20 protein-coding genes are annotated in these 19,608 nt (G+C 70.2%); 19 read left to right on the top strand and 1 reads right to left on the bottom strand.

Features of this window, described 5'->3' with window-relative positions; translation table 11 throughout:
* Positions 1–106: 106 nt before the first annotated feature.
* From PWG71_RS09420 to PWG71_RS09350, 15 genes are all read left to right on the top strand, one after another.
* Positions 107–1,426: an ammonium transporter gene (locus tag PWG71_RS09420; RefSeq protein ID WP_274809200.1), complete on the top strand. Its 1,320-nt coding sequence runs from the start codon at positions 107–109 to the stop codon at positions 1,424–1,426.
* Between the two features lie 387 nt (positions 1,427–1,813).
* Entirely contained in the window at positions 1,814–3,016 is a 1,203-nt protein-coding gene (locus PWG71_RS09415; RefSeq protein ID WP_274809199.1) for a hypothetical protein, read from the top strand.
* Between the two features lie 184 nt (positions 3,017–3,200).
* Positions 3,201–4,793: a signal recognition particle protein gene (ffh, locus tag PWG71_RS09410; protein WP_274809198.1), complete on the top strand. Its 1,593-nt coding sequence runs from the start codon at positions 3,201–3,203 to the stop codon at positions 4,791–4,793.
* Positions 4,794–4,970: 177 nt separating this feature from the next.
* Entirely contained in the window at positions 4,971–5,414 is a 444-nt protein-coding gene (gene rpsP / locus PWG71_RS09405) for a 30S ribosomal protein S16 (protein WP_274809197.1), read from the top strand.
* A 1-nt stretch (position 5,415) separates the two neighbouring features.
* Positions 5,416–5,658: an RNA-binding protein gene (locus PWG71_RS09400; RefSeq protein ID WP_274809196.1), complete on the top strand. Its 243-nt coding sequence runs from the start codon at positions 5,416–5,418 to the stop codon at positions 5,656–5,658.
* A 128-nt stretch (positions 5,659–5,786) separates the two neighbouring features.
* Entirely contained in the window at positions 5,787–6,299 is a 513-nt protein-coding gene (gene rimM / locus PWG71_RS09395; protein WP_274809195.1) for a ribosome maturation factor RimM, read from the top strand.
* A 10-nt stretch (positions 6,300–6,309) separates the two neighbouring features.
* Positions 6,310–7,074, top strand: coding sequence for a tRNA (guanosine(37)-N1)-methyltransferase TrmD (trmD, locus tag PWG71_RS09390; RefSeq protein WP_274809194.1), 765 nt, complete (start codon positions 6,310–6,312; stop codon positions 7,072–7,074).
* Between the two features lie 215 nt (positions 7,075–7,289).
* Positions 7,290–7,649, top strand: a complete 360-nt coding sequence (rplS, locus tag PWG71_RS09385) for a 50S ribosomal protein L19 (protein ID WP_274809193.1) — start codon at positions 7,290–7,292, stop codon at positions 7,647–7,649.
* Positions 7,650–7,710: 61 nt separating this feature from the next.
* A complete protein-coding gene (gene lepB, locus PWG71_RS09380) occupies positions 7,711–8,568 on the top strand; it encodes a signal peptidase I (protein ID WP_274809192.1) in 858 nt (285 codons plus the stop codon).
* 203 nt (positions 8,569–8,771) lie between these two features.
* Positions 8,772–9,095, top strand: coding sequence for a DUF2469 domain-containing protein (locus PWG71_RS09375; RefSeq protein WP_274809191.1), 324 nt, complete (start codon positions 8,772–8,774; stop codon positions 9,093–9,095).
* A 79-nt stretch (positions 9,096–9,174) separates the two neighbouring features.
* Positions 9,175–9,540 carry a YraN family protein gene (locus PWG71_RS09370; RefSeq protein ID WP_274809190.1) on the top strand — a complete coding sequence of 122 codons (366 nt, stop codon included), beginning with the start codon at positions 9,175–9,177 and terminating at the stop codon, positions 9,538–9,540.
* 337 nt (positions 9,541–9,877) lie between these two features.
* Positions 9,878–11,404, top strand: coding sequence for a YifB family Mg chelatase-like AAA ATPase (locus PWG71_RS09365; RefSeq protein WP_274809377.1), 1,527 nt, complete (start codon positions 9,878–9,880; stop codon positions 11,402–11,404).
* A gap of 414 nt (positions 11,405–11,818) precedes the next feature.
* On the top strand, positions 11,819–12,970 hold the full coding sequence (locus tag PWG71_RS09360) for a DNA-processing protein DprA (protein WP_274809189.1): 1,152 nt from the start codon (positions 11,819–11,821) through the stop codon (positions 12,968–12,970).
* A 419-nt stretch (positions 12,971–13,389) separates the two neighbouring features.
* Positions 13,390–13,746, top strand: coding sequence for a RidA family protein (locus tag PWG71_RS09355; protein ID WP_274809188.1), 357 nt, complete (start codon positions 13,390–13,392; stop codon positions 13,744–13,746).
* Positions 13,743–14,621 (top strand): tyrosine recombinase XerC, encoded by an 879-nt coding sequence (locus PWG71_RS09350; protein WP_274809187.1) that lies wholly within the window; start codon positions 13,743–13,745, stop codon positions 14,619–14,621. Before PWG71_RS09355 ends, PWG71_RS09350 begins: the two co-directional genes overlap by 4 nt.
* Before the next feature lie 748 nt (positions 14,622–15,369).
* Here the strand turns inward: PWG71_RS09350 and PWG71_RS09345 are convergent.
* Positions 15,370–15,846, bottom strand: coding sequence for a M23 family metallopeptidase (locus tag PWG71_RS09345; RefSeq protein WP_274809186.1), 477 nt, complete (start codon positions 15,844–15,846; stop codon positions 15,370–15,372).
* Positions 15,847–16,126: 280 nt separating this feature from the next.
* Between PWG71_RS09345 and rpsB the strand changes: the two genes are divergently transcribed.
* The 4 genes from rpsB (at position 16,127) to frr (ending at position 19,607) form a co-directional block, all read left to right on the top strand.
* Positions 16,127–17,122, top strand: a complete 996-nt coding sequence (gene rpsB / locus PWG71_RS09340; RefSeq protein WP_274809185.1) for a 30S ribosomal protein S2 — start codon at positions 16,127–16,129, stop codon at positions 17,120–17,122.
* 120 nt (positions 17,123–17,242) lie between these two features.
* The gene (tsf, locus tag PWG71_RS09335; protein WP_274809184.1) at positions 17,243–18,079 is read left to right on the top strand and encodes a translation elongation factor Ts; all 837 of its coding nucleotides are present in this window, start codon (positions 17,243–17,245) and stop codon (positions 18,077–18,079) included.
* 183 nt (positions 18,080–18,262) lie between these two features.
* Entirely contained in the window at positions 18,263–18,988 is a 726-nt protein-coding gene (gene pyrH, locus PWG71_RS09330; RefSeq protein ID WP_274809376.1) for a UMP kinase, read from the top strand.
* Positions 18,989–19,049: 61 nt separating this feature from the next.
* On the top strand, positions 19,050–19,607 hold the full coding sequence (gene frr, locus PWG71_RS09325) for a ribosome recycling factor (RefSeq protein WP_274809183.1): 558 nt from the start codon (positions 19,050–19,052) through the stop codon (positions 19,605–19,607).
* The last annotated feature ends 1 nt before the right edge of the window (position 19,608 follow it).

Below are 19,608 nucleotides of genomic sequence, written 5' to 3'. Positions count from 1 at the left end.
CCGATCGGAGAGTTGCCCGTGTGGTGATCTGCATCGGGCCCGATGATGCGCTCGCTGACTGCCGCCCTCACAGACAATCCCCCGTCCGTCCTATGGAGGCGACGTAATGATTGACACCGGCACGACAGCGTGGCTGCTGACCAGCGCCGCGCTCGTGATGCTCATGACACCGGGCCTGGCCTTCTTCTACGGAGGCATGTCGCGAGCCAAGAGCGTGCTCAACATGATGCTGATGAGCTTCGCCAGCATCGCGGTCGTCAGTGTGCTCTGGGTCCTGGTCGGCCACTCCCTGTCCTACTCCGAGGGCTTCGGCGCCCTCGACATGTTCATCGGCGGATTCGACTACGTGGGCCTCACCTCACTGATCGGTGAGGTCGACGCCGAGGGCGGCTACCCGCTCCTGGTCGACGCCGGCTTCCAGATGATGTTCGCGGTCATCACCGTCGCACTGATCAGCGGCGCCATCGCGGACCGCGCCAAGTTCGGCGCCTGGCTGCTGTTCGCCCCGATCTGGGCCCTGCTGGTCTACTTCCCCGTCGCCCACTGGGTCTGGGGCAGCGGCTGGATCGGCGCCCTGGAGATCGGCGGCTACGAGGTCATCGACTTCGCCGGCGGTACCGCGGTCCACATCAACGCCGGTGCCGCGGCGCTGGCCCTGACCTTCGTGCTGGGTCGCCGTAAGGGCTTCGGCTCCGAGTCGATGCGTCCGCACAACCTGCCGTTCGTCCTGCTCGGTGCCGCCCTGCTGTGGTTCGGCTGGTTCGGCTTCAACGCCGGCTCCGCCTACGCCGCCGACGCCACCGCCGCCCTGGCCCTGGTCAACACCCAGGTCGCCACCGCCGCCGCCACCGCCGCCTGGATGCTCGTCGAGCGCATCCGCTACGGCAAGGTCAGTGCCCTCGGCTTCGCCTCCGGCGCCATCGCCGGTCTGGTCGCGATCACCCCGGCCGCCGCGAACGTCACGCCGGTCGGCGCGATCATCCTCGGCCTCCTGTCCGGTGCCGTCTGCGCCTACGCCATCAGCTGGAAGTTCAAGTTCAAGTACGACGACGCCCTCGACGTGGTCGGCATCCACATGGTCGGCGGCATCATCGGCTGCCTCGCCCTGGGCTTCCTGGCCGCCGAGGCCACGGGCGGCTCCGCCGGCCTCTTCTACGGCGGTGGCATCGGCCTCCTCGCCGTCCAGGCCATCTCGGTCGTCGGCGTCATGCTCTACTCCTTCGTCGTCACCTTCATCATCGGCAAGGTCATCGATCTCATCATCGGGTTCCGCATCCCCGAGGAGGTCGAGACCAACGGGCTCGACCACGAGCTCCACGCGGAGTCGGCCTACGCCTTCGACGAACTCGACGAGATGGAGGCCGAAGCGGTCTCCTCGCCGACGCCTCCGGGCGAGGGGACGGCCTCACCGCAGGTCAAGGCCTAGTCTTCAATGTCGAGGTCGAGGGTCTTGCGCCGCTGACGCGGTGAGGTGACCCAGGGGCCGGTGGGGAGTGATCCCCGCCGGCCCCGCTGTTGTGTCCGATCACGTATTTCGTGTCATATGTGGGCATTCATGGAGCGTTATTGGCCGTGTGCCGGGTCTCGGTTCGATACCCTTGCCACGCGGTGCGGGCGGCACGGCGGAGGAACCGAACGCCGTCACGGCCGATCGCGCGGCCGACCACGGAACCGCCGACGCGTCCGACCGGAACCCGGGGGCGCACGGGCGCATCCCAAGGGACGCGCGGGTCGGGGCGCTCACTCCGCCCCACCCCCGGAAGAACCCACGCTGATTCGTACGTGCCCCGTGGATACGGGGTCAGGAGGCAAGATGGCGCCGGTCAATCACAACAGGCTTCGCAGAGGCGGGCACGTCGTGCTCGCCGCGGCGAGCGCCACGGTCGTGCTCGGCCTGGCCGGGTGCTCCATCGATCTGAGCAACCTGCGCCCCGGGGGCGGGGAGCCCGAGCCCAGCCCCGAAACGGCCGAGCCCGTCGCCGCCGCGCCCTTGGTGGAACAGGCCCTGAGCGACCTCTCCGATTACCAGGGCCTCGTCGCCACAGGCCAGATCGCCGAGAGCGTCGGCGCCGACGTGCGCGACACCTCGCTCACCGTCGCCGACGGCGGCACCGCCAGCGGCACCATCCGCTCCGGCAGCATCGAGGCCGACGTCATCAGCGCCGACGGGCGGATCTTCATTCGCGCCCTGGAGGACTTCTGGCTCGACCAGGGCGTCTTCGCCCCCGATTTCGACGAGTTCAACGACAACTGGGTGCGGGCCTCCAGCGCTCAGGCGGGCATCAACCCCAGCGCCGTGCTCGCTCCGCCGGTGCTGGCGGAGATCCTCGGCGGTCTGGAACTGGAGTCGGACGAGGCGGTCGAGGAGAACCTGGACGGCACCCTCACCCACCGCGTCGATCTGGCCGGCGAGCGCAACCAGATGTGGATCGACGCCGAGACCGGCCAGGTCAAGCGCATCGCCATCGAGGAACTCGTCCCGCCGGAGGGCGAGACCGGCCCGCAGGTGCGCCTGGACCTGGCGGAGGCCGAGACCACCGCCGTCGAGGAGCTCTACGACGGTGTCATCGCCACGACCACGGACGAACTCGGGTCCTCCCGCGACGCCCGCATCGAGGTCGGCTGGGAGGGCCAGGCGGACATGACCTGCGAGGACGGCCCCAACTGCACCTGGTCCGGGACCGTTCGCGACGCGGCCGGGACCGGTAGCGGCAAGGTCGCCGTGCGCATGGACGTGACGTTCAGCAACTCCGAGATCGGCGAGAAGACCTGTAGCGACAGCGGCACCCTGGAGGCCGGCGGCACGCTGGACCTGTCGTGCGGCGCCGACTACAACATCGTCAGCTCCACCCAGCAGACCTACACGATCGACGGCAGCGCCACCCTGAGCACCAGTGGCCTGACCGGCGGTCAGCAGGAGAGCATGCTGGAGGCGCTGGACCAGCAGCGCGAGGCCACCCTGTCCGGTGCCGAGGAGCCCTCCGAGGACGAGAGCGAAGAGGACGGCGGCAACTGACCGGACGATCGGTCGAACGCCTGACGCACGCGAGAGGAGGGACGGGACCGCCCGTCCCTCCTCTCCTTCGCCCTCCCGCCTTCCCGACCTCCCGCCCCCACGGTGGCCCGACGGGTTTCCGACGGTGGGACGAGGTCCGGGTAGGCTTAGAGACCAATTCCGAGACGAAGGACTGGCCACACTCGTGTTCGAGACGCTTTCCGACCGGCTGACATCGGTCTTCTCCTCGCTGCGAGGCAAGGGGCGCCTGTCCGAGGAGGACATCAACGCGACCGCGCGGGAGATCCGTCTCGCCCTGCTGGAGGCGGACGTCGCGCTGCCCGTGGTCCGTGATTTCATCGCGCGGATCAAGGAGCGGTCCCGGGGCGAGGAGGTCTCCAAGGCCCTCAACCCGGCGCAGCAGGTCATCAAGATCGTCAACGAGGAACTCGTCGAGATCCTCGGTGGTGAGACCCGACAGGTCCGCTTCGCCAAGAATCCGCCCACCGTCATCATGCTGGCGGGTCTCCAGGGCGCCGGTAAGACCACTCTCGCGGGCAAGCTCGCCAAGTGGCTGGCCGCGCAGCGCAACACCCCCCTGCTGGTCGCCGCCGACCTCCAGCGGCCCAACGCGGTCACCCAGCTCCAAGTGGTCGGCGAGCGCGCCGGCGCTCCCGTCTTCGCGCCCGAACCCGGCAACGGCGTCGGCGACCCGGTCGAGGTCGCGCGGCTGTCGATCGAGTTCGCCGAGCGCAACAACCACAACGTGGTCGTCATCGACACCGCCGGTCGTCTCGGTGTGGACACCGAGATGATGAAGCAGGCGGCCGACATCCGGGACGCCGTCAGCCCCGACGAGATCATCTTCGTCGTGGACGCGATGATCGGTCAGGACGCCGTCAACACCGCTCAGGCCTTCCTCGACGGGGTCGGTTATGACGCGGTCGCCCTCACCAAGCTGGACGGCGACGCGCGCGGTGGTGCCGCGCTGTCCATCCGGCACATCACCGGCCGTCCCATCATGTTCGCCTCCACCGGCGAGAAGCTGGACGACTTCGACCTCTTCCACCCGGACCGGATGGCCTCGCGCATCCTGGACATGGGTGACGTGCTCACGCTCATCGAGCAGGCGCAGCGCACGTTCGACGAGGCCGAGGTCCAGAAGATGGCCTCGACGATGGCCTCGGACGAGGACTTCACGCTCGACGACTTCCTCCAGCAGATGCAGATGGTCCGCAAGCTCGGCCCCATCGGCAACCTGCTCGGCATGATGCCGGGCATGGGTCAGATGCGCGACCAGATCGACAGCATCGACGACAAGGCCCTGGACCGCATCCAGGCGATCATCCAGTCGATGACCCCCGGTGAGCGGGCCAACCCGAAGATGATCAACGGCTCGCGCCGGCTGCGCATCGCCAACGGTTCGGGCACCCAGGTCGGCGACGTCAACGGGCTCGTCACCCGGTTCTTCGAAGCGCAGAAGATGATGCGCAAGATGAAGAACGGCGGCATGCCCGGGATCCCGGGCATGCCGGGTATGCCGGGTATGGGCGGAGGCCGCAAGAAGGCCAAGGTCCAGACCAAGAAGAAGAAGGGCAAACAGCGCAGCGGCAACCCCATGAAGGCGCGCCAGCAGGAGCTGGAGCGCGAGCAGCGCCGCCAGGAGCAGGCCGAGAACGCTCCGCCGCAGCTGCCGCCGGGTCTCGGTGGCGGAGGGCAGACCTCGCTGCCTCCCGCTTTCGGGGGAAACCAGCCCAACATGCCCGACCTGTCGAACTTCAAGTTCCCTGAGAAGTAGGCCACGCCGTCGGGCCGGCCAAGGAACACGTCCGCGTCTGGCACAATGAGTAGTCGACTAACGGTGTCGGGCCGGCCCTCTAACTAGCCCGCACCCACGTCTGTTCCGGTGGGTACCACAACCCCACGTGGCCGCTCATCGGGCGCCTCAACCGTTAATCGGGAGAAGACCACTCCAGTGGCTGTCAAACTGAAGCTCAAGCGTATGGGCAAGATCCGTACGCCCCAGTACCGCATCGTCGTCGCCGACTCCCGCACCAAGCGTGACGGCAAGGCGATCGAGGAGATCGGCAAGTACCACCCCAAGGAGCACCCGAGCCTGATCCAGGTGGACTCCGAGCGGGTCCAGTACTGGCTCGGCGTGGGCGCCCAGCCCTCCGACGCGGTCAAGGTCCTCCTCCGCAAGACCGGCGACTGGCAGAAGTTCAAGGGTCTGGCCGCGCCGGCCCCGCTTCAGGTCGCCGAGCCGAAGGACCCGGAGGCCAAGGAGGCCGCCTTCCAGGCCGCTCTGAAGGAGCTCGTGCTCCCGGGCGCCGAGAAGAAGACCGCCGCTCCCAAGAAGAAGGCGGAGAAGCCCGCCGCCGAGACCGCTGAGGCCGAGAAGTCCGAGGGCGAGGCCTGACGTGCTGGAAGAGGCGCTTGAGCACCTCGTGAAGGGGATCGTTGCGAACGCCGACGATGTCCAGGTGCGGGTCAAGAGACTCCGCAAGGGCAAAGTCCTGGAGGTCCGGGTGCACCCCGACGACCTCGGCAAGGTGATCGGCCGTAACGGACGTACCGCCAAGGCCCTGCGCACCGTCATCGGTTCGCTGGCCGGCGGCCGCTACGTCCGCGTGGATCTGCTGGACCTGAACGAAGTACGCTGATGCGCCTCCGGGGGTGCCGACCGTAGCCGGTCGGCACCCCCGCAGTCGTGCCCGGGGCCATCACGGTCCCGGGCATGGTTTTTCCCCGCACCCCTGGGAAGAGGGCGGGAGGCAAGGACGGAGTTCCCATGCGTTTGGTGGTCGGCAGGATCGGCCGTGCCCACGGTGTTCGCGGTGACGTCGCGGTCGACGTGCGCACCGACACCCCCGAAGAGAGATTCGTCGTCGGCTCCGCCCTGGAGACCGACCGTCCCGGTGGCGCGCCGTTGACCATCGCGGCCGTGCGCGTGCACAGCGGTCGTCTGCTGGTGCGGTTCAAGGGCGTCGGTGACCGCGACGCCGCCGAGGGGTTGCGCGGCATCAGCCTTCTCGTCGACTCCGAGCACATCGCGCCCACCGACGACCCGGACGAGTTCCACGACCACGAGCTCATCGGCCTGACCGCCGTCACCACCGGCGGCGAGGAGATCGGCACCGTGGACGACGTGCTGCACCACGCGCAGGACCTGCTGGTGGTGTCCGGGTCCGGTGGCCGCGAGGTGCTCGTCCCGTTCGTCGCCGAGTTGGTCCCCGAGGTGGACGTGCCCGGCGGCCGGATCGTCCTGGACCCGCCCCCGGGGCTGCTCGACCTCGCCGACTGAAGGGCGCACCGTGCGCATCGACATCATCAGCATCTTCCCCGACTACTTCGCTCCCCTGGACCTGTCCCTCATCGGCAGGGCGCGTACCTCCGGACTGCTCGACGTGCACGTCCACGACCTGCGGTCGTGGACCCACGACCGGCACAACACCGTGGACGACACCCCTTACGGAGGGGGCCCCGGCATGGTGATGAAGCCCGAACCGTGGGGCGAGGCACTGGACTCCGTGATCGGCGACGCACCCGCACGGCTCATCCTTCCGACCCCCAGCGGCCGCCCCTTCCGGCAGGCCGACGCCGAACGGCTGGCGGGGGAGGGGCACCTGGTGTTCGGGTGCGGTCGCTACGAGGGCATCGACTCCCGGGTCGCACAGGACGCCGCCGCGCGGATACCGGTCGAGGAGATCAGCATCGGCGACTACGTCCTCAACGGCGGTGAGTCGGCGACGCTGGTCATGGTGGAGGCGATCACCCGCCTGCTCCCCGGCGTGCTCGGCAACAAGGAGTCGGCGGTGCAGGACTCCTTCGCCTCCGGTGGCATGGAGAACCTGGTGGAGGGGCCCGTGTACACCAAGCCCGCCACCTGGCGCGGCCACGAGGTGCCGCCGATCCTGCTGTCGGGCAACCACGGGGCGGTCGACCGGTGGCGGCGCGACCAGGCGCTGCGCAAGACCGCGCGCAACCGCCCCGACCTGGTGGCCGCCATGCCGGAGGAGGGTCTGGACCGACGGGACCGGGAGGTCCTGGCGGAGAAGGACCATGACGGGGCCGGCTGAGCGATGGTTCGGCCCGCCGCCGGGGATGTGGCAGACTGGGTGGGTTCCCCCCTGGTGACCCCTAGGCATCCGCATGCCGGCGGCACGACGTCGGCCTCTGTGTCGGTCACCCGGGCGGTTCGACAGTCAGACCCGTATCAGGGCCATCGCCCGCGCGTCCCCGCTCCTTTCGGTGCGGGGCCGGTCGCGGCGCGCTATTGATGAGGATTCGCGAGATGCACACCGCCATTCAGGAGCTGGAGAAGGCCCAGCTGCGTTCCGACGTCCCGGAGTTCCGCCCCGGTGACACCCTCAACGTTCACGTTCGCGTGACCGAGGGCACCCGTACCCGTGTCCAGGTCTTCAAGGGCGTTGTCATCCGTCGACAGGGCTCCGGCAACCGGGAGACCTTCACCATCCGCAAGGTGAGCTACGGCGTCGGCGTGGAGCGGACCTTCCCGATCCACACCCCGGCGATCGACAAGTACGAGGTCGCCGCCCGTGGCCGCGTGCGTCGCGCCAAGCTGTACTACCTGCGCGATCTGCGCGGCAAGGCCGCCCGCATCCGCGAGCGCCGCGAGCCCATCTCCCGGTAGTCGTTCGCTTCCTCTCCGAAGTCATACCGGCGGTTTCCCGCGCGGTATAAGCTTCGGCACGATGAACAAAGACGACAGGGACCCCGGTGCGGACGGGGTTCAGGACGAGGATTCCGCCCGGCCCGGCCCGGAGGAGCACGGCTCCACCACTGGCTCCCGAGTCTCCGACGACTCGGGAGCCAGTGCTGTCTCCGAAGAAGCGGACGGCGAGGCGGAGGAGATGGCGGATCCGGAGATGAGCAAGGACAAGCAGGGGTCGTTCTGGAAGGAACTGCCCATCCTCATCGTGATCGCCGTGGTACTGGCGTTCGTGATCAGGACCTGGGTGATGCAGGCCTTCTACATTCCCTCCGGGTCGATGGAGAACACCCTGCTCGTCGGTGACCGCGTGCTCGTCAACAAGGTCGTCTACGAGATCAGGGACATCCGTCACGGTGAGGTCGTGGTCTTCAACGGGGACGGGTCGTGGGACGACCCGAACACCGTGGTGGTCCCCGAGCCGACCAACCCGCTCTCGCGCGGCTTCACCTGGGTGCAGCAGCAGATGGGCGCGGCCCCCACCGGCAAGGAGTACATCAAGCGGGTCATCGGGCTGCCGGGCGACGTCGTGGAGTGCTGTGACGAGCAGCGGGTCACGGTCAACGGGGTCCCCCTGGACGAGGAGGACTACCTCTATCCGGGCAGCCTGGCCACGCACGAGGAGTTCGGGCCGGTCACGGTCCCCGACGGGCACGTATGGGTGATGGGCGACCACCGGGCTATCTCGGCGGACTCCCGGCGCAACCAGGGCAACCCCGGGGGCGGCGCGGTACCGATCGACCACGTGGTGGGTCGGGCCTTCGTGATCATCTGGCCTTTCGACCAGGCCGGCGGACTCGGGGCTCCGGAGACGTTCGTACGCTTGAACGACGACGCCTGAGCCCTTCGCGGGCATCCGGATGAGGAAATCCTCTCGTCCGGGCACGAAAGTCCGTTCCGTGACGCATGATGGATCTCAGGTCTTGCGCGGAACGTCCCCGGGTCTCCCCCCGTTGGGAACGACAGTGGAGGCCGACGCCGTACAGATGACAGGAGGCACCGGACGACCCCGCCCGGAGAGTGCTGACGAAAGCGAGCGCGTGGATGAGTTCTGAGGACCTGGAGAAGTACGAGGCCGAGATGGAGCTACAGCTCTATCGCGAGTACCGGGACGTCGTGGGGCTGTTCGGCTACGTCGTGGAGACCGAGCGGCGGTTCTACCTGACCAACCACGTCGATCTGCAACCGCGTTCCACCGAGAACGGGGAGATGTACTTCGAGGTCGTGATGGAGGACGCCTGGGTGTGGGACATGTACCGCCCAGCCAGGTTCGTCCGTAATGTCCGGGTTGTGACGTTCAAGGACGTCAACGTCGAGGAGATCACCAAGGCCGACCTCGAACTGCCCCCTGCGGAGGGCCGGGACTGACCCCGGTTATCCACAGAAAAAGATCGCCCCTGGCGGGGGAGCGCCCGATCACCGACCGTGGTAACGGGAGGTGGTCGACATGGATGCGCACGCCGCGTATCGCAGGGAACTGGGCGGCCTCGGCGAAGAGATGGCCGCCGTGTTCCTGGAACGCTCCGGGATACGCGTGGTGGACCGCAACTGGCGGTCCCCCGCCGGGGAGATCGACATCGTGGCCCGGGACGGGCCGGTCCTGGTCGTCGCCGAGGTCAAGACCCGGACCCGGCTCGGCTACGGCCACCCGGTAGAGGCCATCGGGCGACGCAAACGCCAACGGCTGCGCAGCCTCGGCCGCGCCTGGGCCCGGGCCCGCCGCGTGCGGTGCCACCCTCTGCGCATCGACGGCCTGGGCGTGCTCATCACCGACGGACGTGTGTTCATCTCCCACGAGCGGGGGATGGCATGACCCTGCACCCCCCTGGCCGTCACACGGCCGCCACCGCACACCGGGACACCCCGCCCGCCCTCACCCTTCCCCCCGCCCCCACGCCGACGGCACGGCCCACGCCGCCTTCGCGCATCGGCGGGCGCGGGGACAACGCGCCCCCGCACGGTCCCGACCGTCCCTCGTCCTGTCCGGTGCCGGTGGCGCGTCGCACGCCTCTTCCGCTGTCGCCTTCGCGGGCCTGCGGGCGCGGTGGCGCGGACCTTCACCGTCCCGCCCCTTCCGCACCGGGCGCGGTATCGACGTCCGTGCGAGCGCCCCGGCGCGACGGACTCCTCCGCGAACGGAGGACGCCGTGATCACGCTCTCCCGTACGCACTGCGTCGCGTTGCTCGGGGTCGAGGGGCACATCGTCGAGATCGAGGTGCACCTGGGCGGGGGCGATCCCGGCGTCACCCTGGTGGGCCTGCCCGACGCGGCGCTGCGCGAGGCCCGGGACCGCATCCGGGCCGCGCTGGCCAACAGCGGCGAGGCGTGGCCCAGCGGGCAGATCACCATCAGCCTGTCCCCGGCCAGCCTGCCCAAGTCGGGCAGCCTCTTCGACCTGGCCATCGCCGCCGCCGTCCTCGCCGCCGAGGGCTCCATCCCACCGGACCCCCTGGCGGGTTCCGTCCTCATCGCCGAACTCGGGCTGGACGGGCGGGCCCGCCCGGTGCGCGGGGTGCTGCCGGCGGTGATCGCCGCGCGCGAACGCGGCCACGACCGGTTCGTCGTCGCCCGGGGCAACGCCGCCGAGGCCTCACTGGTCCCCGACATCGAGGTCATCGCGGTGGACTCCCTGGAGGACCTGTGCTCCTGGGCGCGCGAGGGGATCCCGCCGCAGACCCGCGCACCGGACCCGGTGGCGCCCCGACCGCGCCGGCCCGCCGTCGCGGAACCCGACCTGGCCGATGTGCTGGGGCAGCCGGTGGCCCGCCGGGCGGTGGAGATCGCCGCCGCGGGCGGTCACAACCTCATGATGCTCGGGCCCCCGGGGACCGGGAAGAGCCTGCTGGCCGAACGGCTCCCCACGGTCCTGCCCCGTCTGGAGCCCACGGCGGCGTTGGAGGCCACCGCCATCCACTCGGTGGCCGGCCTGCTGCCGGAAGGCGCACCCCTGGTGACGATGCCCCCGTTCGCGGCGCCCCACCACACGTCCACCCGTTCGGCGATCATCGGCGGCGGCAGCGGGCACCCGGTACCGGGGTGGGTGTCCAAGGCACACCAAGGGGTGCTGTTCGTGGACGAGGCGCCCCAGTTCGGGCGGGGCGTCCTGGACTCCCTGCGCGAACCCCTCGAACGCGGCGAGGTGGTGCTGGCCCGCGCCTCCTCCACGGTCACCTTTCCGGCCCGATTCCAGCTGGTGCTGGCGGCCAACCCCTGTCCGTGCGCCAAGCCGGGCACGCTCTGCGAGTGTCCGGCGGGCGAACGGCGACGCTACTTCTCACGGATCTCCGGTCCGCTGTTGGACCGCGTCGACCTCAAGGTCGAACTGCCCCAGGTGGGCCGGGCGGAGCTGCTCGCCGACCGCGCCTTCGCCGAGTCCTCGGCGGTGGTGGCCGCCCGGGTGCTGGCGGCCAGGGAACGTGCCGCCCGTCGCCTCGCCGGGACACCGTGGAGCACCAACTCCCAGGTGCCCGGTGCCCACCTGCGCCGGGACTTCCCGGTGGAGCGGGGCGCGTTGCGGATCCTGGGTCTGGCCATGGACCAGGGCCGGATCAGTGCCCGGGGGGTCGACCGCACCCTGCGGATCGCCTGGACCCTGGCCGACCTGGCCGACCGCGACCGCCCCGGAGAGGAGGAGGTGGCCTATGCCTTCGCCCTGTGGTCCGGTCGCGCCTGGTGACCCGGGTGCCCGTCCCCGCGTCCGTCCCTGTTCGCGGACACCGATGTCGGTGCCCGAGGATCGGGGCGGCCCGACAGCGCGCGCGTCGCAGGCGCGGACGGGCCGCTCTGCGGCGCGGTGGGACACAGGCAGCCGGGCTCCGGTCGGTCATCGCGGGCACCGTCCGGGCCGCGCCGCCGACGCGAACGGACGGGCGGTGGGTCACCGGTGCGCACCGCCGGGTGGTGTCGAAGGGGCGGGGCGTTCCAACTCCACCGGACCGCGGATGGTCGCCCCGGTACCGGGTGGGGTCGAGGGGACGAACGGGCGCGCGCCATGCCGGGGGCCACGGCCCCACCGGCCCGGTGCGCTTCGCGGACAGGGCGTGTCGTCGGTGCGGTGCGCGGGTGGACGTCGGGTTGACGGAGGTCGACGATGGGTGAGGACCGGACGGACGTGCGGGCGTTGGCCGGGTTGACGACGGTGGTGCCGCCGGGGGACCCGTGGCTGGGGATGATGCTCGCCGAACACGGGGCGGCCCGGGTGTGGGCGGAACTGGTGGCGGGGGCTCCGCCGCCGACGGTCGACGAGGCCCCGGGCGACGGGCCTCGGATAATCGACCCGGAACGATCGGCGGCCCACTGGCGGCGCTGGCACACGGCGGCGGCACGGGTGGACGTCGACGCGTTGATGGCGGCGTCGGCCGCCGCCGGGATCAGGTTCGTGGCCCCCACGGACCCCGAATGGCCCGGGCGGCTGAACGAACTCCAGGCGCCCGGCGGACGCCGCTCCCACGGGCTGTGGGTGCGCGGCGGCGGGGATCTGCGCAACCTGTGCCTGCGCTCGGTGGCCATCGTCGGCGCCCGGTCGGCCACCGCCTACGGCGAGCACATCGCCGCCGAACTCGCCTACGACCTGGCCGAGCGCTCCGTCGTCGTGGTCTCCGGCGGCGCCTACGGCATCGACGGCGCCGCGCACCGGGCCGCCCACGCGGCGGGCTCCACCGTGGTCGTGCTCGCCTGCGGACTGGACGTGGACTACCCCCGCGGGCACGCCGGGATGTTCGCCGACATCGCCCGCACCGGGGTCCTGGTGAGCGAACGACCCGTCGGCGCGGTGCCCCGGGCCAAGGACTTCCTGATCCGCAACCGACTCATCGCGGCGCTCACCCCCGGCACGGTGGTGGTGGAGGCGGGGCGGCGCAGCGGGGCGCTCAACACGGCCTCGCACGCCGTCGACCTGCACCGGGTCCTCATGGCCGTCCCCGGCCCGGTCACCTCGGCGATGTCGGTGGGATGCCACCTGTTACTGCGCGACTGGCAGGCGGGCTGCGTCACCAACGCCGACGACGTACTGGCCCAGATCGGCCCCCTCGGCGACGTCCCGCCCGGGCCGGTCAGGGTCGTCACCGAACTGACCCCCGAGAGCGCCCGGGTACTGGACGCGGTCTCCCGGAACGGCAGCGGTCCGGCGGTCATCGCCCAGGCCTGCGGACAGGGCCTTGAACCCACGATGCGGTCACTGGGACTGTTGGCCGCCGCCGGGCTGGTGGAGCGCTGCCCCACCGGATGGAGGCTGCCCCGTTGACGACGCACCCGACCGGGCGCGGCAGGCTGTCAGGCGTCCACCCAGCCGGGGGTGTGCGCGGATCGATCCGGGTGACCTCCGTGAACCTCGGGAGGCGGTCGCGCGCGGTGCCGGGACGAGCGAACAGGGTTCCGGCCGCCCGCCTCACGTCGCGGGCGGACTCGAACCGGGGACGCACGGCCTCGGCGGCGGCCCACGGGCCGCCGACCCCCTTCCAGCAGGCGCGGCCACGAGAGGGTGTCCCGGAATCCGCCGACCACGCGCGAGGGCGCCATCCGTTCCTCCCGGCCCGGTCCGTGGCGGCCTCCGGGGCGATCTCCCGGGCCCTTGCCGGTCGGGGTGTCGTCGTCGGGGCCGAACCCGATCGAGGTGTGGTTCGGTGCGTCCTCCCGAGGTGGGAGCGCTGATACCGTGCGGACATGGCCAAGCCCTACAGTGACGCCCTGATCGCCGACGGCCCGCTCCTGTTCATCTCGGGCCAGATCCCCCTGGGACCGGACGGAGAGGTCGCCGGGGACATCGGCGGCCAGACCCGCCAGGTCCTGCGCAACATCGAGGAGATCCTCGCCCGGCACGGCGCGGACCTGAGCCACCTGGTGAAGGCGACCTACTATCTGCGGCACATCAGCGACCTGGAGGAGTTCCGGAGCGCGCTCGTGGACACCCTGCCCGCCGGCCACCTCCCCACCTCGACCCTGGTGGAGGTGAGCGGTCTCATCGATCCCACCTACATGGTGGAGATCGACGGGATCGCCTGCCTGCCCAAGGTTCGATGAACAACCCCTCGGAGGGTTTCGCCGCCCACCTGTCGGGCGAACTGGGCCGGTCCCAGCACACCGTGCGGGGCTACCTCGCCGACCTGCGCTCCCTCCTGGGTCACCTGGAGGAGCAGGGGCTGGAGGTCGCCGACCTGGACGTCCCGGTGGTGCGCGGTTGGCTGTCCCGTACCCGCGACGAGGGCGCCGAACGCTCGACCATCGCCCGCCGGGTGGCGGCCGTGCGCGCCTTCACCCGTTACCTGCACCGCGAGGGGGTGCTCGCCGCCGACCCGGGGCCCCGCCTGTCCGCCCCGACCCAACGGCGCACCCTGCCCACCGTCCTCGACGAAGCACAAGCGGAGGCGGCGCTGTCCCGACCGGTCGACGACACCCCGGTGGGCGTCCGACGGCGCGCGGTGGTGGAACTGCTCTACGCCACGGGTGTCCGGGTCGCCGAACTGTGCGCTCTGGACCTGGCCGACGTCGACCGCGCCCGCGACACGATCCGGGTCCTGGGCAAGGGCGACAAGGAGCGCACCGTTCCGGTCGGCGCCCCGGCCCTGGACGCCCTCGACGACTGGCTCGCCACCGGACGTCCCGCACTGGCCGTGCGGGCCAGTGGCACGGCCCTGTTCCTGGGCGCCCGTGGCGGCCGGCTGAACGTGCGCCGCGCCCGCGAGGACGTGCACGCCCACCTGCGGGCCGCAGGTCTGGACGCCGCCCCGCACGACCTGCGCCACAGCGCCGCCACCCACCTGCTCAACGGTGGCGCCGACCTGCGCAGCGTCCAGGAGTTCCTGGGACACGCCAGCCCCCGCAGCACCCAGATCTACACCCACGTCTCCGCCGACCGCCTGAGAGACGTCTACCGCCGCGCCCACCCCCGCGCCTGATCGCCGCCCGCCCGAGTCGGCCGCCGTGTTTGACCATCCCTCCCGCCCCGTCCTCCGCGCACCCCGGTACCGGCCCGCGTCCGGTGGTCGTCGACCCGCGGTGCCACGTCCGCGCCGTCCAACGGAGGATCCGCGGCATGTTCCGGCGGCGGCCGTGGACATCCGGTGGTATCGCGCTGTCCTGCATCGCTGCCCAGGGCATTCCGTGTCAGGGACAGCGGTGGGTACCTTTTTCCTTTTCCCCGCCGCGTCTCCCATCGGAGGGGTGGTGCGCGCGGTCGCCCCGTCCTCCTCCGGACGACTCGTGCCTTCCCTCCGTCGACGGATCCGGTCGCGGTCTCCCGTGGTCGGCTCGGCCGCTCCCGGAACAGGAGGGCATTGACCGCGACCGATCCCGAGCCGACCGTCGGCATCGCCACCGGCACGGCCATGACTCCCGCACGACAGGCGAATGTCCCACACCCGGCCGTGAACCACGAACGGAAGGCCGGGTGATCGATGAGCGGGGCCTCCCGGGTTTCGGTGTTGTGATTTCAGTCATTTTCCATTCCCCTCGGGCGGTGGGGCCAGAGGCGTGGAGTCAACCGGTTTCCCCTGCTCGGTAGGCGCCGTGAGCGTTGGTGGCGGGCTCGCATCCGGGCATGAAATCCCTTTCTGCCGATGTGTTTCGGCAGAAAATTCTTGTGAAGAACGGCGAAGCGGGCTTTTCTCCGGAAAGGGAAGACATCGGGTTCCCGGGTTCGGTCGGTCACCGGGAGCGGGGGAGGAGGCGGACGTCGATGGGCCCCAGGAGGGACAGGGGGTCGAGGTAGTCGGGGCCGCGGCGCAGGCCCCAGTGGAGGCACACGAGGTCCGGGCAGTGGCGGGGGTCGGCCGCGATCGTGCCGATGACCTGGCCGATCGTCACCGGGTCTCCGCGGGCCAGGTCGCTCTCCACCGGAAGGTAGGTGGTGCGCAGTTCGCCGTGGGAGATCGACACCACGGGCGTGCCGGCCACCGTGCCCGCGAAGTGGACGCGGCCGCTTCCGGCCGCGAGCACCTCCTGTGCGGGCTCGGCCGTCAGGTCCACCCCCCGGTGGCCGGGCGACCAGCGGAACTCGGGCGGTTCGAAGGGGCGCAGCACCCGCGGGGGCGGATCCAGCGGCCATCGCCACACGGTCTCCGCGGCCACCGGAACGGGAAAGAGGAAGAGAAGGCAGAGCAGGAGGAGCAGGAGAGAGCGCATACTTCCAGGGTCGCTTTCGGAGGTCCGAGGCGCCGGCCCCTCCCCGAACCTGTGGACGACCGCGCTCCCGGTCTCCGACGCAGGTCCCGCCCGTTCCCCACGGAGGATAGAATCATCGTTGGCCCGTCGGGCCGAACACACTACGCACGTCCACCGGCCTCCCTCGGGAGGGGGCGCACCCACGGTCCACACCGCTTCGGCGGAGTGGCGGTGCGTCCGGGGCGTCAGGAACAACCGAAGGCGGGGAGCCCTATCCCCGCCACCACGAGGAGGACCCGTCATGGCCACAGTCGTGACTACCCGCCAGCTCCTGGAGAGCGGCGTCCACTTCGGGCACCAGACCCGTCGCTGGAACCCGAAGATGAAGCGCTTCATCCTCACGGAGCGCAACGGCATCTACATCATCGACCTCCAGAAGTCGCTGGCGCACATCGACCGCGCCTACGAGTTCGTCAAGCAGACGGTGGCCCACGGTGGCACCGTCCTGTTCGTCGGCACCAAGAAGCAGGCGCAGGAGGCCATTGACGAGCAGGCCCGCCGCGTCGGCATGCCCTTCGTCAACCAGCGTTGGCTGGGCGGCATGCTCACCAACTTCTCCACCGTGCACAAGCGGCTCCAGCGCCTCAAGGAGCTGGAGGAGATCGACTTCGACGACGTCGCCGGCTCCTCGCTCACCAAGAAGGAGCTCCTCAACCTCCGTCGCGAGAAGGAGAAGCTGGAGCGCACCCTCGGTGGTATCCGCGACATGACCCGCGTGCCCAGCGCCGTGTGGATCGTGGACACCAAGAAGGAGCACATCGCGATCAGCGAGGCCCGGAAGCTCAACATTCCGGTCGTCGCGATCCTGGACACCAACTGCGACCCGGACGAGGTCGACTACCCGATCCCGGGTAACGACGACGCCATCCGCAGTGTCAGCCTGCTGACCCGCGTGATCGCCGACGCCGTCGCCGACGGTCTGCTGGCCCGCTCCGGCGCCGGCGAGCAGAAGTCCGCCGAGGAGCCCCTGGCCGAGTGGGAGCGCGAGCTCCTCGAAGGCAAGGCCGCGACCGCCGACTCCGCCGAGGTCGAGAAGGACCTCGTCGAGGCTCCGGTCGAGACCCCCGCGCCCGAGGTGCAGGACGCCATCGACTCCGAGGCTCCCGCCGCGGACGAGACCCCTGCCGCCGAGGCTTCCGTCGCGGACGAGACCCCCGCCGCGGACGAGACCCCCGCCGCGGACGAGGCTCCCGTCGCCGAGGCTCCCGCCGCCGAAGAGACCCCGGCCGCCGAGTAGTAGACGGTCCCTCGGGACCACGACACCCCGGTGCCGCCCCACCCCGTCCGGGTGGGGCGGCTCGCGGGGTGTACGGACCACTCACCTTCCGTACAGACACTCCAAGGGAATCCAACAGTCATGGCGAACTTCACCGCCGCGGACGTCAAGAAGCTGCGCGACATGACCGGCGCGGGCATGATGGACTGCAAGAAGGCCCTGACCGAGGCCGACGGCGACTTCGACAAGGCCGTCGAGGCCCTGCGCATCAAGGGCGCCAAGTCCGTCGACAAGCGCGCGGGTCGCACCGCCGCCCAGGGCACGGTCGTCCTCCGCCAGCAGGGCGAGGGCAAGGCCACCCTCATCGAGCTCAACTGTGAGACCGACTTCGTCGCCAAGAACGCGCAGTTCATCGAGCTGGCCGACCAGGTCGCCGACTTCGTCGCCGCTCAGGACAGCGACGACCTGGCCACCGTCGCCGCCGCCGAGATCGAGCCCGGGAAGACCCTCCAGGGCTACATCGAGGAGAAGAGCGCGATCATCGGCGAGAAGCTGGAGTTCCGCCGCTTCGCCAAGTTCGACGGCGCCTACGTCTCCGCCTACCTGCACAAGTCCGACCCGGACCTGCCCCCGACCATGGGCGTCCTGGTCGAACTCGACACGGTGAACGAGGAGGTCGGCAAGGACCTCGCGCAGCAGATCGCCGCGATGGCCCCGCAGTACGTCTCCAAGGACGAGGTGCCCGCCGAGGTCGTCGAGAACGAGCGCCGCATCGCCGAGCAGACCACCCGCGAGGAGGGGAAGCCCGAGCAGGCCATCCCCAAGATCGTCGAGGGTCGCCTCAACGGCTTCTTCAAGGACGTGACGCTGCTCGGCCAGCCGTTCGTCAAGGAGAACAAGAAGTCGGTCCAGCAGGTCGTCGACGACGCCGGCGTCGCGGTCAAGCGCTTCGCCCGCTTCAAGGTCGGCCAGGCCTAGGTTTTGACATGATGGAGGTGCCGGGGAGAACGACTTTCCCCGGCACCTTCGGTGGATATGGGCGGGTTCGGGGCATGTGAGCCCCCACCGCCCGCAGCAGGATCACTCGGGGGACCCTGTGCCACTCGGGGACGACAAGGGAGGCCACAGGCCGTGAACGCAGCGACGAACACCGCAACCGCCATGCACGACACCGGTTGGAAGCGCGTGATGCTCAAACTCTCAGGCGAGGCGTTCGCCGGCGGAGGCGGCCTGGGCATCGACCCGGAGGTCGTCCAGTACGTCGCCGAGTCCATCGCCGAGGCCGTGTCCGAGGGCATCCAGGTCGCCGTCGTCGTCGGCGGCGGCAACATGTTCCGCGGCGCCCAGCTCACCGAGGGCGGCATCGAGCGCGGCCGCGCCGACTACATGGGCATGCTCGGCACCGTCATCAACTGTCTCGCCCTCCAGGACTTCCTGGAGCGCCTCGGCGTGGACACCCGTGTCCAGACCGCCATCCACATGAGCCAGGTCGCCGAGGCCTACATCCCCCGCCGCGCCGTCCGCCATCTGGAGAAGGGCCGTGTGGTCATCTTCGGCGCCGGTCTGGGCGCGCCGTTCTTCTCCACGGACACGACCGCGGCCCAGCGCGCCCTGGAGATCGGCGCCCAGGCCGTCCTCAAGGGCACCCAGGTCGACGGGGTCTACGACTCCGACCCCCAGCGCAACCCGGACGCGGTCAAGTTCGACAAGCTCAACTACAACGAGGTCCTCACCCGCGGCCTCAAGGTCATGGACGCCACCGCCGTCAGCCTGTGCATGGACAACGGGCTGCCCATCGTCGTCTTCGACCTGATGAGCCAGGGCAACATCCTGCGCGCCGTCCGCGGTGAGAAGATCGGCACGATCGTCGGGCCGATCACCGCCTGAGGCGGCCACGGCGACACCAGTAAGCCACGCACACCACAGCCGAGAACCCGGGAGCGCCCCAATGATCGAAGAGACCCTCCTCGAAGCCGAGGAGAAGATGGAGAAGGCCGTCACCGTCGCCAAGGAGGACTTCGCGGCGATCCGTACCGGACGGCCCACCCCGGCGACGTTCAACAAGATCACCGTGGACTACTACGGTGCCCTGACGCCGATCAACCAGCTGGCCTCCTTCTCGGTCCCCGAACCGCGCATGGTGGTCATCTCGCCGTTCGACGTCAGCTCCCGGACCTCGATCATCAACGCCATCCGCAACAGCGACCTCGGCGTGAACCCCTCCGACGACGGCCAGGTCATCCGGGTCGTCTTCCCGGACCTGTCCGAGGAGCGCCGCAAGGAGTACGTGAAGGTCGCGCGTACCAAGGGCGAGGACGCCAAGATCTCGATCCGCAACATCCGTCGCCGTGCCAAGGACGGCTTCGAGAAGGCCGTCAAGGCCGGTGAGGTCGGCGAGGACGACGCCCACCGTGCGCAGACGGAGCTGGACGAGCTGTCCCACAAGTACGTCGCGGCCGTCGACGAGCTCCTCAAGCACAAGGAATCGGAACTCCTTGAGGTCTAGC

This window comes from Nocardiopsis sp. N85, from assembly GCF_028882275.1.
Classification (GTDB): domain Bacteria; phylum Actinomycetota; class Actinomycetes; order Streptosporangiales; family Streptosporangiaceae; genus Nocardiopsis; species Nocardiopsis lambiniae.
This window is presented reverse-complemented; position numbering and strand designations above follow the sequence as displayed.